The sequence below is a fragment of the Bacillus sp. F9_6S_D1_P_5 genome (assembly GCF_054823925.1).
In genome coordinates this window covers 162,360-177,987 of the sequence record NZ_JBTREW010000001.1, presented here as the reverse complement: position 1 = coordinate 177,987, position 15,628 = coordinate 162,360, and the positions used below count along the sequence as shown (strand labels likewise).

The following is a 15,628-nucleotide window of genomic DNA, read 5'->3' as shown; positions in this document are numbered from 1 at the left end:
ACACGTCCTTTCAATCAGTTCAGCTGTTCGTTATACTACTCGGAATAATCAGAAAACAATAAATATTCAAGGTTATCTTCCATTAGCTTGACTTGAGATAAACGTATTTGTGGATTTTCTACTAACTGAGTCAATACATACTCTATCTGTTGCAAGAAACTATCAACTGTTTCTGTACGGAATTTTTGAGAATTATAACGAGTTTCCAACAACAAATTATCCTCGTCTTCAAATAAGAATATAAGCAGATCAAATTGAACTCTCTCGTCACCACTAAATTCATTTGCCGTAACATTCACTTCATCTTGTTCCTGTCCAAGTTCTTCCAAAGAAACTGAACGTATGTTTATCCCGTTATACTCCAACTTATTATGGTGAGCATTTTGACCAATAAAACTGATTGAATACAATTTCGATTCGTTACCGTTCCTTATTCTCTCCTGCACGATGAGATCAAATGGATAATCTTGATTGTTATATGCTCCAATTGTAGTTTCTTGAACCCGCTCTAACACCTGTAAGAATGTTGGATTACCTGAAAGGTCAGTACGCATTGCCACAGGGTTGATGCATAATCCAAGGAGATCCTCCAAATCTAGGTGCGTACGTCCTGAGAGAGTAGAACCAATGGTAATCATAGTCTGATTAGACTGAAGAGATAGCCAAATTTTCACAGCTGATAGTACGGTCATATAGGTTGTACCTTTGTATAAAGCCGTCATCTTGCGTAAGGAATGAGCCAATTCTGGTGCTAATGTTCGTACTCTTACATCAGAAGGATTCTGCTCTTCCACAGGAATATTCATATCGCACGGTACATTTGGTGGTTCTATCGACTGCTCTAATTTTTCCATCCAATAGATTCTCTGATGTTCCATAGAACCATTAATTAATTGTTCATTTTGCCAGCGAGTGAAATCTACATATTGCAATGGCATAGGCAGTAATAATGGATCCTCACTATTAATGATCGCTTGGTAAATTTTAAATAAATCCTTCATAAATACCTGGTGTGACCATCCATCACATCCAATATGATGTACACATAATAGGAGTAAATGTTTTTGCGATTCTAAACGATACAAGCTCATACGATAAAATGATTCACAAGTCAAATCAAACGGTCGGTTTTGCTCAAACCTCACCGCACTTTCCAGTTGCTTTGAACGTCCTGCTTCTGATAGTACTGACAGATCCTCATAGAAGCAAGGAACATCTAGTGACTTATGCACCTTTTGATATGGCCGTCCATCGCGCTCAATAATTGTCGTACGCATGATACTATGTCTTTTGATTAGAGTACGCAATGCTTTATACAATGCACTTGAGTCAATTTCACCATTTATCTCGAAGGCACCTAAATCACCAAAAGTATCACTCATATACTGTGCTCGAAACCATATACGTTTCTGTCCATTCGAGAGTTCATAAAAAGCTTTCTCAGCCTCTGTAGGCGATTGTTCTCCGTCTGATTTTAATTCCAATGAAAATTCTGCCGGACCTACTCGCGGAATAATTCCCTCTACTATATTCCCTTCTCCATCTAGTGCTTCTTTCAGCATCGGCGAAAGTTTTCGAATAGTCTGATAATCAAACAGATTTTTCAGTGGTATTTCTACATTGAACTGTTGTTTGATTCGCGAACGAATCTGAATTGTTTTTAACGAATGACCTCCAAGATCAAAGAAATTATCATCAATACCAATAGGGCTAATCTCCAGTACTTCTTCCCAAATCTTAACTAACATTATTTCCCAAACATTTCGTGGGGCTATATAATTAGTACTTTCACGTTCAGATTCATCAGGATCTGGTAATGCTTTCCGATCAATCTTACCATTACGATTCAGTGGCATCTCCTTTAGGATAATAATGTGTTCCGGCACCATGTACTCCGGTAAATGCTTTTGTAAATATTGCCGAATTTCAATAACATCAACTGAAGCATTCAGCATGAGATAAACCAAAATACGATTGTTCCCTCTTCGATCCTTACGGACGATTGCCAAACATTGACTCACCGCTTGATGACTCAACAAAGTGGATTCAATCTCTCCAAGTTCAATACGGTACCCTCGTACCTTTACTTGAAAATCGGCACGTGATATGAATACTAGTTGTCCATCCGGTGTAAACCGTGCCAAGTCACCCGTTTTATACATCCGCTCTCCCATACCATCTGAAAAAGGATTAGGCAGGAAAGCTTGAGCTGTACGCTCTGGATCATTCAAGTAGCCGCGCCCCACTCCAATACCTGTTATATAAACTTCACCAATACAACCAATTGGTACCGGTCGCTGATCAGCATCAAGTAGGTAGTGGTGAATGTTAGGAATCGGTGTCCCTAGCACTACCTGTGGATGATCCTTATAAGGATATATACCACAAATCACTTCATGTGATGTATCATCAGAACATTCAGTTGCCCCATAGGTATTGACCACCTTCACATGTGGATATGCCGTCAACCATTTACGACATAAAGATACTGGTAACCCTTCTCCTGTCGAAATCATAAATTCCAATTGAGGGAGTGTACAATTCAACTCATCGCTCGCCGCCTGCAGAAACAACTCAATTATTGCAGGCACCATCTCCAATACAGTTACATGATCATTGTGCACTGCTTGAAATAATGCTTGTGGATCAGTTGCTACCTCGTTACTGTAGATGATAACTTGTCCCCCTGTCATTAAAGGCGCTAAAAACTGCCAAACTGATATATCAAAGCAATGTGATGCATTTTGAGCAACTATACTATTCTCATTTAACCCCAGTAGATAAATCTTCGCATATAGATGGTTTAGCATCCCAATATGCTCGACCATCGCTCCTTTTGGCTGTCCTGTAGAACCAGAGGTGAAAAATACATTAGCTAAATCCCCCTGCTCATTAATAAATGTCGGGTTTTCCACCGAGTACGAGGCAAGCTCTTCGATATCAGCGCAACTACCATCTCCTGTATCAAGTGAAAATGCCATGATATCTTGTAAGATATTCTTACTTAACTCCAAACTGCGTGATTGCCATTTGGATTCTGTTAGAATCACCTTGGCACCACTATTATCTAGTATAGTAAGCAAACGGTTATCAGGATGTGTAGAATCAAGCGGTACATAAGCTCCACCTGCTTTCAGCACTGCCAATATACCAACCAGCATGTCAATATTCCGTTCAGCTAACAAGGCAGCAGTATCATCACGTCCAAATCCTCGTTCTCGAAGCCAATGTGCCAGCTGGTTTGCGCGTTTATTTAGCTCTCTATAAGTAATAGACTCTACACCACATATCGCCGCAATGGCATGCGGCCTCTTTTCCACCTGTTCCTCAATCACTTGGTGAGCCAAGCGATTCAGAGGTGGCATAGCCAACTTTGTTCGATTGAAATCCACTAGAAGTAGCTGCCGCTCCTCATCTGATAGCAAATTTAAATTTGCTAGAGGTACTTCTGGCTGATTAACGATTTCATTCAGCCAATTTTCAAAATTCTGCGCCATGCGTTCAATAGTTAAAGAGTTAAATAAATCAGTATTGTATTCAAAGGCTAGGAAAAAACCTTCTTCCTTTTCAATTCCAAATAAAGTGAGGTCAAATTTCGCAATTGAAGTATGAATATCCATCGTTTCTAAAACTCTGCTCGATAACTCCCTTGGTCCCTGTTTTGCATTTTGCATGGTAAACATCGTCTGAAAAATTGGAGAAGTACTCATATTCCGTTCAGGTTTTATAACTTCTACTACTTTTTCAAATGGAATATCTTGATGTTCATAGGCTTTCAGTGCCTTTCGACGAACCTGGGACATTAACTCTTGGAATGTCGGATTTCCAGTCATATCTGCTCTATACACCAACGTATTCACGAAGAATCCGATTAACCCTTCTACCTCCCTGTAGTTTCGGTTTGCAATAGGACTTCCTACTAATATATCTTCTTGTCCTGTATAACGAGAGAGGAAGCTCTGGTAAGCTGCTAATAAAGTCATGAATAACGTCGATCCTTCCCGACGACTTATTTCTTTCAGTTTCTCCAATAATGAATGAGATAAAAGAACAGAATGCATCGCACCTCGGTGTGTTTGAACAGTTGAGCGTGGACGATCCATCGGTAATTGCAGGATTGGTAATTCTCCAGACAACTCTTCCTTCCAATACTGTAGTTGCTGATCTAGTACCTCCGCTACCAACCATTCTTTTTGCCACTGGGCAAAGTCAACATATTGGAACTGTAAAGGACTTAGTTCCGCTGGCTTTCCATCCACCACTTCTTCATATAAAGCTAGCCATTCTTCAAGGAAGATTTCCATCGACCATCCGTCAGAGATGATATGATGCATAGTACAAAGAAGAATCCATTCCTCTTTTTCAACTTGGAAAATTTGTGCTCGAATTAATGGACCATGCTTCAAATCAAAGGGAGTTTCTACTTCTCTTTGAATCAAATGATTCATTTCTTTTTCTTTCTCTACCGAAGAGAGCTTTGTCAGATCCACTCTTTTCATAGATTGTGGCACATAAAGACAAATCTGTTGCATAGGCTGTCCATCTACCCCTTGGAAGAAATTCGTTCGTAAAGACTCATGACGTTCGATAAGTTGATTCCATCCTTTTTCTAACGCTTCAGGTTCCCACCTTCCTTTGAGGCGCCATACGGCTGGGATATTATATAGAGCACTTGCTCCCTCCAGCTGATCTATGAACCACAAACGTTGTTGGGCATAAGAGAGCGGTAATGGCTTCCCTCGCTCTACTCGCTTCAGCGGAGGAAGATCTCGTTTTGGTCCTCTTTGACGCAACTGAACTATCCGTTCAACTAAAGTCTCAACTGTCGAGTACTCAAAAAGTTCCCGTACTGAAAGTTCAATTTGGAACGCATCTTGTAACCTAAAGGCTACTTGTGTCGCTAAAAGAGAGTGTCCACCTAACTCAAAGAATGAATCCTGAATTCCAATGTGCTCCATACCTAACACTTCACTCCAGATAGAAGCTACTAATTCTTCCACAGGAGTTCGAGGAGAAAGCACATTCTCTTTAACTAATTGCTCCTTTGGAGCGGGCAAGATTTTCCGGTCAATTTTTCCATTCGGAGTAAGTGGCATAACCTCCATTTCTATAAAGTGTGCAGGGATCATATAACTAGGTAATCGGCCCTTGAGATGTTCTCTCCATTCATTCCTACTTCCATTACCAACCACATACGCTACGAGACGTTTATCCCCAGGATTATCTTCTCTTGCTAAAACCACTGCCTCTTTCACAGAAGAATGTTCAAGTAAAGCTGCTTCTATTTCTCCTAGTTCAATGCGAAAACCTCTGATTTTAACTTGGCTATCGATCCGGCCTATATATTCCAAATTTCCATCTGGAAGATATTTTACTAGGTCCCCTGTCCGATATAGCCGCTCTCCTTCTTTGAATGGATGCGAAATAAACCGTTCACTGGTTAATTCAGGACGATTCAGATATCCACGTGCTAAACCTACGCCCCCAATATACAATTCCCCAATTACTCCAATTGGAACTATCTCAAGGCTCTGGTCAAGTACGTATAACTGAGTATTATTAATTGGCTTCCCAATTGGGATAAGTGTTAATTCTTGTTCTAAATCACAATCAAAGTATGTTACATCTACAGTTGCTTCAGTAGGACCATATAAGTTATTCAAATTCGTCCCCTGGGAATTAAAAAACACACTCTTAAATCGTCGAACCTGATCTGTATTTAACGCTTCTCCACTTGTAAAAACATGTCGGAGAGAAGATAAGTTCTTTTTACCTGTCAACCGTTCCATATAATTCAAAAAAGCAGATAACATAGACGGAACAAAATGCATAATATTCACGCTATAACGTTCTATATAATCCACAATCAACCTAGGATCTTTTTCACCACCAGGTGGAAGCAAACAAACACGAGCTCCTACAAATGACCACCATAAAAGTTCCCAAACAGATACATCAAATGAAAAAGGCGTTTTTTGAAGGATAGTATCTATTTTAGATATTGGATACTTTTCCTGCATCCATTCTAATCTATTAATCACCGAATGGTGCTCTATCATAACCCCCTTCGGATTTCCAGTAGATCCAGAGGTGTAAATGACATAAGCTAAATTCTCTGCTGTTACTTTACTATCAGGTGAAGTGCTATTTTCCAGAGAGATTTTCTCTTGATCTTGATCTAAACAAATTACTTCTATTTCTTCTGAGAACAATCCTAGTAACGTTTCTTTTGTTACAAGCACTTGTATCCCGGCATCCTCTACAATATATCTCAATCGTTTTTGTGGATATGTCGGATCCAGTGGAACGTAGGCCCCTCCTGCTTTCAGAATACCAAAGAGACCTACTATCATCTCTGGGGAACGCTCTACACATAAGCCAACCAGTGAATCCGGTCCAATCCCTCGCTTCTGTAAATAATGAGCTAGCTGATTCGCCTTCTCATTCAACTCTTGATAAGTTAGTTTTTGGTCTTCATATACTACCGCTACTGCTTCTGGAGTACGTTCTGCTTGTTTTTCAAATAGCTGATGAATTGTGAAATTTGAAGAATAATTGGCTTTTGTCTCGTTAAACTCTACCAATACTTTTTCCTTTTCTTCATTAGGAAGAATACTAATTTCTTTAATCTTTTGTTTCGGTTCTTTTAATATATTCTCCAATAAAACAAACATAGAATTGAAGAAACTTCTAATCTCTTGTCTTGAAAATAATCTTTCCCGATAATCTACTACTAATTCTAAATTACCGGTATCAAGTTGCTCTTCAATATGTACAGCAAAATCATTAACTTCATGTCCATTTGAAAGCCAGAAAAAGTTATTATCTACATATTCCTTACTAAGTTTTATAGGACGATAGTCAATGGAAACTCCAAAAAAACGTTCGAAGCTACCGTTAATTTTTCTTATCTTCTCAGACAATAAGTTAAAGGGGTATTTTTGATGAAATAAAATCTTCTTTTGCTTTTTAGCTATCCGAGTAAAGAAAGACACTGCTTCCTCTTCAGGTTCAATATTCATTCTTAAAGGAACTGTGCTAACCATCATCCCCATAAGTTCTTTTTCAATCCTACCCGCGCGATTCCCATAAACCATTCCAAGTGTAATATCATTAGATGAAGTCCATCGATGCAAAGCTAGCTGAAGAACAGAAACAAAAATAGAATAAATACTAAAACCATACTCCCTAGAAAAGTTCTCTATTGCACCCCTTAATCCATCTGATACAACGAATTTTTCACGTGAAGATTTTGTACTAGTTAAGAAAGGATTATGAGGTTTTATTCCAGTAACGGCTGGGATAGTCTGAAATTCTTCCAACCAAAAATTCTCATCTTTTTCAAAACGAGAACTCTTCATATAGTTTTCTTCATTTTTTATAAACTGTACATATGAGCTTGTAGAAATCGCATTTATCTCTTTTCCCATATAGAGATTTACGTACACATCAATGATTTGATTGACTATCATATTCATTGATAAGCCATCCGTAACTATATGGTGCACCTTGCAATAAATAAAACCTTCCGTTTTTCCAGGTTTCACCAAAGAAAAATAATATAAATCTGAATCCATCAAATCAAATGGTTCTCTTAGTTTTTTTTCTATCCAAGAGTCTAATTTTGCAGAGTCATTTTCATTGCTAAAATCTAAATATTCAAAATTTTTATCTTGATGTTCTATGAAATATTGTACTGGCTCCTGGTTATCTTGCTGTTTAAGTCTAATGCGAAGACTATCATTTTCACTAATCACTTTATTAATTGCCTTATTTAATAAAAAATAATCCACTTCACTGTATATCCTTATAACCATATCTAGATTACATGCATTTGTATTAGAATTTAAAATTTCTGTATACCAAATTCTTTTCTGAGGGTGAGTTAAAGAGTATTTATCTTCTTGAATCATTTAAATATTCCTCCTCAATAATACAATAAACTCTCAAAATTCATTAAGACAGATAATATAAACGACCTTTGGGATTACCTTAACTTTCTCCATATGTGATGAAGAATCATCAACCATAAAAACATCTAGCACATTTAGTTATTGACTTGTATTTCAAGCTTCTTAGCTACTTCTTCTAGAAATAATACTGTTTCTTCATATGTTCTACCTCGTACCATAACATGACCTAAACGGTGTGAAAAATTTTCTGGTGGATTCACAGGTTGACCAACTTGCGCCTTAACTACTAGCTCTTCAATATAGGAAAGCTCTCTTACCTCTTCAATCCCCTTTACTGTAGACAAAAACCCTGACTTTTTAGCCGTGAGAAAATGAATACCAGCATAATTCATGTACTCTATTTCTTTCCACTCTGGTGCTACACCTACTGAACTAAGAACTTGCTGCCTGAGAAGATCAACTCCAGTTGAATGGCGAACTAATTCAGGAATCATCCCCCCCGCAAGACGAGCATTTACTTCAATCACGACACAACCATTTGATGTCCATTTTACTTCTGAATGTGATGCACCAAACCTAAAATCCACAGCTTGAAGCGCACATTTCACGGTCTGTTCAATCTCTGATTGTACATCTTTTGGAAGTTCAGCAGGGAAAATATGACCAGATTCAACAAAATACGGAAATCCAGTTAATTGTTTTTCTGTAATACCTATGCATATAGAGTTTCCTTCCCACGAAAACATTTCTACACTATATTCTGGACCTTCTATATATTCTTCTAGCAACACCATATTTGCTTTCTCTTGTCCCCTAGCATTATATTTGTTGGCAAGAATTTTTGTGGCTATTTTCTCTACTTCTTCCCAATTAGAACAAAAGCGCACATTATTCGAACCACTGTCATCTGCTGGCTTCACTACACACGGAAACTGTATAGAAGAATAAATATTCTGTAGAGAATCTATAGATTGAACGATGTGAAATTTTGGCTGAAGTACTTTCTCTAAATGAAGTTTTTCACGAAACATTGCCTTATTACGACAATAATAAATCGCTTGATGCGTATTACCACTTAATCGAAACATTTGTACTAGCTCTGCCACAGTTTCAAGATAATAATCGCTAGTTGTCAAAATCCCTGCTATATCTTCCATTTTCTCATGTATAATGTAATGCTTAATAGCGTCAACGGAATTAGTATCCAGCTCAATCACACGACATTCTAAATCAGAGAGCCCTTGATAAAGACTCTTTTTTTGTGTCAAAAATATCGGCTCATATCCTAGCTCCTTCGCCTTTCTTATAGCGAGCATTCCTGTGCCTGTTGTATTGGCTTCAACGAACAATAGTTTTTTTTCCATGTGGATTCACTCCTAATAAATTTGCATAAGACCAAGAAGAGACGACACAATCCAAATCAACAAATTGTGGTCCTTTAGTTAGGTTGCATCTAGAAAGACCTTTCTCATTATGATACGCCTCATTATAGATTGTATCAGCATAACGATCACCACGATCAGGAAAGATTGCAACAATATTACATTCTGACGTGACCTGACTAGCAAGCCAACGTGAGACTGCATATACCGATCCAGAGCTGTTTCCGGCAAAAATCTGCTCATCGCGTGCAAGTTGCAAAGTAGCTGCAAACGCCTCTTGATCATTCAACCAATGTACATCATCAATCACACTAAAATCTACATTAGACGCAATCAAACTGTTACCAAGTCCTCCTTGTAAGCGATTAGGACAATCCGGCTGTCCAAAGATCACACTCCCAGCCGCATCAACAGCTACCACTTGTAAATCTTGATTATAGTATTTTAATGCACGTGCAGATCCCGAAAGAGAACCTCCACTACCAACGGAACCTACAAGAACATCAACTCGCCCTAAATCTTTTATCAACTCCATTGCTAGTTTTTTATAAGCACGTGGATTTTCTAAGTTTTCATACTGACGAGGCCAAAACGCTCCAGGATACTCCTCCATTAACTCATACAAACGCTCTAATCGTGCACTTTGCCAACCATTTCTCCCCATTTTCTTCACTACATGCACTTTACAATCTAACGACTTTAATTTAGCATATGTAATCGAGTCAATACGTGGATCCGTTACAATATGTACCTTATGCCCTAATTGACGACCAACCAGTGCCACTCCACAAGCCATTGTGCCTGAAGAACTCTCAATAATTGGCATATCATCCGTAAGTTCTCCAGATAATTTAGCAGCAAGAATGATTTGTTTAGCTACTCGATCTTTCATTCCAAAAGGATTCATAAGTTCGAGCTTCGCATAGACAGATGCGACTGATTGATTATTCAATCGTAACTTAACCAGTGGAGTGTTTCCTATAACATCCATCATATTTTCATATAACATCTATGTCCTCTCCATCCTTTTCTGTTGATATCAACAGATTTAAAAGATACTCCCTTTGTGTATTTGCTTTCGATAGCTGAGCTTCCCGCTTTCTTAATTCCTCTCCAAGATGCTGTGCCTGTTCTTTCTGCACTAGTAGTAATGCTTTAACCTGCTCTGGATTAGTCGAACCCGAAGACCTCTTTATAAATAGATTTTTTCGGATATCAAATGCAGTAGTAAGTATATCGCTTAAATCAGAAACTTCATAACCCTCTTCTGCACACTTCTCCTGCAACAATCGCTCGTCTCCTTCCATCGGCATTAAGCTACGCTGAGACGCACTCATAATATAACGACCAACAATTACTTGCGCTTTTCGGTATGGAATGCCTGTCTTCACCGTAAGTAAATTGGCAAGTGTGAATCCACCGAAGAAATCACGTTTACAGATAGTAAGCATCTGTTCTTCGTTAAAGCTCAAATGGTCAATCACCGTTTTCAACAGACGGAGTAAAGACTTAGTCGTGCGAAACATCGTCAATAGATGTGTCCCCGCCTCCTTCGATGTCTCTACCAAATTAGTAAATGGTGTATTACGCTGTCCAAGAACCATATCTAGATAAAATGAAGATAAATGAGCACTCTTCCCTCTTATTCTCTCTAAAATAGGAAAATTTTTCTTTTGAGGCATCGCTGAAGAAATTCCTGATAATTCATCCGGCAAATTAATAAAATTCATTTCACTACTACCCCACTGCATCAAATCTGTTGTAAATCTAGAAATTAGAACAGAAAATATAGATAACTCCGAAGATGCTTGTAAGACCCATTCGCGTGATGCAACTGCTGCTAGTGCAGTAAGGCGAACTTGGTGAAACCCCAGAAGACTAGCAAGTCGGTCACGATCCCAATCTAGTTCCACACCAGCCATTGCTCCTGATCCAAGTGGACATTGATTCATATCGTCATATACTCTAATCCAACGTTTCAATGTTTGCAGCAACTCTTGATTAATTGTTGATAGATAAAAACCAGGTGTGATGATTTGAGCTGACTGATAGTGAGTATACCCCGGCATACCCACCTCCCGATACTGATTAGCAAGGATGTCCATCGACTCTATCAATTCTATTAGATTTTGCATTAACTCTAGCCATTGTGCACGACCAAAAATCAACTGAGCACAAGCTTGAAAATCATTACGACTACGGTCCATATGCCAACAAGGTACTGGAACAGAAAGAGAAGATTCCACTAGTCGCTCAATCCCAAATGCTATATCTGACATGTTATTTACTGGATCTGCTACTAGCCCACCACTAGTAATAGACTGCAATATCTGTGAAATTTCCTGTCCTTCTTTTGCAGTAATCCAACACATCCGTACATATTCCAGAAGCATCACTTGTTCAATCTGAATATACGCTGGCAACAAATACTCAACCTCATACCTGAATTGGGGTTCCAAAACTTCTTCATGTAAGAGACGAGCTGGTGTTGCTGAAATACGCCCTGTTAGACCTTTGCCCATCTAGATCTTCAACTCACTTTCATATTTTATTTATATATGCATCTACTATTAAAGTATACCTATCTACTTAGAGGCTATATTTAACTAACCTAATTATGAATTTATTACTTATTTCACAATTCAACCTGAATGATTGCAGACCGTTACCTCTAAAAACTAATCAATATCAACAGATAACAATTTATCGCTTTTCAACTAGGGCTACCATCCATTAACTTAAATCACCTATATTGAAAGCAATATTTCTATTCCTCTTACAAAATTTTTGTACATTCATTTACATTAGAGTGAATATTACTATTTTTATTTTAGATATTTTGATTAACTACCTTTGAACCGAAATAGATTTTTAAATAATCAAAAAATTAAAACGCCAATTCTCTTAATCATTATTTTGTATAATCGCTATGGACTAAATAATCTACATCAACAATATACAGTTTCATCATTCCATACACCTGTGCCTCCTAGTAACAGTTTCACTATATAACTTGCATTATTCCCAACAACGAATATAAACTTAATTAATTAAGCCTCTTCAAAAACCAAATATTTATTACCCCCTAAATATTGGTACTTTCTATCTTGATGTCTATATTACGCAAGAAATCGACATTTAACAAACATTTTCTTTCATCAAAATTCGATATATATAGTCAAAATTTTACAAATTAAAGAATTATGGTTCTTTTGCAAAAGTATAAGAGAATAAAGCGTATATACTCCTAACGGAATCATATCTTATGTTGCAAGTCCAAACAATTAATGACTGATTTTTTTGATTATGGGCAAACCGATCCCGTACATCAATCTGTTCTTTTTTAATCATTTGCATGGCTTCTTCTATGTTATTCAAGTACTTTTGTTGTCTAAGTCGCATATTCTTTTTTAATCGTTCAATGGCTATAGGATAAGCTGGATTCTTATTAACTGTTATAACATGAGGCTTTGAAACATGAAAAGACCGCAAAGCTTTCTTGAAAAATTTTTTTGCTTATTAGCTTCTTCTTCATTTGATTAACTTCAGTTTTTAACAACCTAACAATAGCAATAAAATAATTAACTTTACATTCGCTTAAATTATACTAGACATTTTAATCCTAATTCTTTCATGATATGATACACTTTTTGCGATTTACTTTTTATCCGCGATTCTTCAGTTCATCACTAATATGACGATAAACATAAAGACCCTCATGTTCGTCGTAAATGGCTTGGATAAATCCTTTTAGCTCCATATCCGGATTAGGACAATCGAAATTCCCCACCCAATAGCAATACGTACTACGCTGAATATCTGCTAGATGAAGTAACACTTTCACCGTAACTCCATGCCTTATTTCATAGACTACTTAAGCTTTATTTTGTTTCGAAAATTCCCCTTGTTTTGAACTAAGATATTCCACTTTTTTAATATGTATTTTCCATACGTAAAACGCTCATTTTCCACTTGCAGTGCCCCTATTGAGCCAACTACTCCTTGTTTTTTTTGTCACGTTACGTATTTTATTTTTCATGGATAAGCACCCCTTTTTCTTTAATTATAGGGCATAAAATCCCCCTGAGTCATAAGCTACTTTCCACTTCCGAGGTGTTTCATAAGACGGAATGTTGAAAACCACGCTGTTTCCCTAATAGATGTCCTTTGTTCGTTCATATAATGAAGTACAACTAGTCTATACTGGGATGAATATGGTTTATAGCGTTTTTTAAAAGCATTTTCACCTGAAGATTCATATTGTCTAATCCACTGATAGAGCATACTGGAGTGAACACCAATAGATTTAGCAATTGTTTTTCCACCTTCAGTCCCTTCTAAATATCGTCTCACCCCTCGTATTTTTTCTTTCGAATAAAATTTAGCCATAAAAAATTGCACCTCAATTGTTAGACTATGTCTAACAATTGAGGTGCAATTCAGAAATACCGGCTTCAAATCTATTATTCTTATAGCTTATGATATTTATCTCATCTTATGTACTTCAGCAACTAACTTTCCGCCCTGAATGCCCATATAAAGTTTCACAGGTGCATCATTCGTGTTTTCAAACACTAAGTCTAAGTATGGATAAGCAATCGTAGCATCTCTTCCTTGTGGAACGTACCCTACCGTTTTAGAATGTGTCGTTCTCTCTACCATTTTCAAACCAGCTTGATCTGCTGCATTGTATAATGTTGATGATGTTTGACAAACACCGCCGCCATATCCATCTACTAACTTACCATCTACTATTTCTTTCCCTAATTGATATCCTTTATCCGGTGTTGTATCACCAATTAATGCATTGAAAGAGAAACGGTCTCCTTTTGCTAATACAACTCCATTTATGCTCGCTGCTGACAAACGAATATTCTCAATACGGCCACCTGCTGAGCCACCTAAATTCGTTTCATATCTACCAATTACCGTGCCACTTCCTTGCGCATCACTTAATGTTGCAGTAGGCTTTTTCTCAACAATAGGTAATTGATATGAAGAATCCCACATACCAACGTTTAATAATTTATCTACTAATTCTTTTTCCATTAACTCATAAGCAGGTTTTCCTTCTTGCCAACTTCCATCAGGTGCTACGCGTGATGGAACCATCTTTTTGTCAACGCTTTTCCCAACTTCGCTAGCAACCTTCGTTACCGATTTTTTAAATTTTACTTCGTCTTCAAAATAGCCTAGACTCGATAAATCTAGCTTTTTCACTTCCGTACCTGTACGACCATCTACTAAACTAATAGAATCCTGTACTTCTGCTTTAGCCTCTACCGTGTGGCCACCAATATCACTTACTAATGCAACATCACTGACTTTTGTACCACAGCCACTCACTACAGCTACACATAACACCCCAACTAATATACCCTTTACTTTACGGAACAATAGACTCTCCCCTTTTTCCCAATATTACTTTTATGTATTATTTCATTTTTATGTATGTTTTGTTACAATCATTTTACAATATATTTATAAAATGTTACAAGTTATTTTTTACTCTATATAAATTACTCTTTTCTTTTCCAAATGTCTATACATATTTACATAAAAGTTTGAGTTTGATAGAAATGTAACCTTTATGTAACCCCACCCCATTATCCAGTATATACCATTAAGCGAACGAAATACAAATGTAAAAACTCCATATTCTTATTTATAAAGAAACATCCTGTGAACATAAATAGGTATTTGCCGTGCCACACTCCACTTTTACACATACATTATGGTGAATTAACCTATTTTAAAGAAATGGAGGATGTTTTTATGTACCCCTACAATCCATACGATCCATATAACCAAAATGGTTATCAGCCTCAATACGATTTACAAGCACAATACCAACAATATATAGATCCAGCAGAACAAGTTAATCCATATGATCAAACTCGACAATTCCAACTTCCAATCTCTTTTCCTGGTGCTGGAAACCGTCAACTAGAAAGACGAGTAAATGAGCTTGAACAAAGAGTACGTCAATTAGAAAACACGGTTGAGCGTCATACACGTAGATTAAACCGCTTAAACCAACGTTTACGTACAATAGAAAATAGACTAAACATTCCATTTTCAGCATTAGAAGACGGATTTTAATTTTGAAGATAAAGTGAAACTTTAATTAGTGGGGGTTTTGTCCATCCCCCACTAATTATTAGTTGAACCAATCGGGCTTTTATGGACAGTTATCTCCCACCTAACTTTCTCGCATTCGCCGAAATTTGAGGTGGGAGCATTACTGCCCGTTAATGCGGGATAAAAAATATATAAAGGAAGGGGCTCCCCCTTCCTTATATAAATTGACGAAAGTTTTTTCCATCTCTATAC

General features: G+C 37.3%; 5 protein-coding genes and 4 pseudogenes. 1 reads left to right on the top strand and 8 read right to left on the bottom strand.

What is annotated here, in order from left to right; translation table 11 throughout:
- Nucleotides 1-35: 35 nt before the first annotated feature.
- The 8 genes and pseudogenes from ACUXEY_RS00875 to ACUXEY_RS00840 all read right to left on the bottom strand — a co-directional run.
- Nucleotides 36-1,733 (bottom strand): annotated as a pseudogene (locus ACUXEY_RS00875) (condensation domain-containing protein); the annotation flags it as partial.
- Nucleotides 1,734-1,826: 93 nt separating this feature from the next.
- Nucleotides 1,827-7,913, bottom strand: a pseudogene (locus ACUXEY_RS00870) (amino acid adenylation domain-containing protein); the annotation flags it as partial.
- Nucleotides 7,914-8,047: 134 nt separating this feature from the next.
- Complete coding sequence (locus ACUXEY_RS00865; protein ID WP_461299843.1) at nt 8,048-9,277, bottom strand: ATP-grasp domain-containing protein; 1,230 nt, start codon at nt 9,275-9,277, stop codon at nt 8,048-8,050.
- The gene (locus ACUXEY_RS00860) at nt 9,252-10,304 is read right to left on the bottom strand and encodes a PLP-dependent cysteine synthase family protein (protein ID WP_002165295.1); all 1,053 of its coding nucleotides are present in this window, start codon (nt 10,302-10,304) and stop codon (nt 9,252-9,254) included. Before ACUXEY_RS00860 ends, ACUXEY_RS00865 begins: the two co-directional genes overlap by 26 nt.
- On the bottom strand, nt 10,294-11,817 hold the full coding sequence (locus tag ACUXEY_RS00855) for an argininosuccinate lyase (RefSeq protein WP_002014387.1): 1,524 nt from the start codon (nt 11,815-11,817) through the stop codon (nt 10,294-10,296). The genes ACUXEY_RS00860 and ACUXEY_RS00855 overlap by 11 nt, the downstream gene beginning before the upstream one ends.
- Nucleotides 11,818-12,558: 741 nt before the next feature.
- Nucleotides 12,559-12,811: pseudogene (locus ACUXEY_RS00850) on the bottom strand (DDE-type integrase/transposase/recombinase); the annotation flags it as partial.
- 89 nt (nt 12,812-12,900) lie between these two features.
- Nucleotides 12,901-13,684: pseudogene (locus tag ACUXEY_RS00845) on the bottom strand (transposase); the annotation flags it as partial.
- A 96-nt stretch (nt 13,685-13,780) separates the two neighbouring features.
- Complete coding sequence (locus tag ACUXEY_RS00840) at nt 13,781-14,692, bottom strand: VanW family protein (protein ID WP_461299842.1); 912 nt, start codon at nt 14,690-14,692, stop codon at nt 13,781-13,783.
- Between the two features lie 363 nt (nt 14,693-15,055).
- On the opposite strand from ACUXEY_RS00840, the gene ACUXEY_RS00835 reads away from it, so the two are divergent.
- Nucleotides 15,056-15,397: a hypothetical protein gene (locus ACUXEY_RS00835; RefSeq protein WP_116746286.1), complete on the top strand. Its 342-nt coding sequence runs from the start codon at nt 15,056-15,058 to the stop codon at nt 15,395-15,397.
- Nucleotides 15,398-15,628 lie beyond the last annotated feature (231 nt).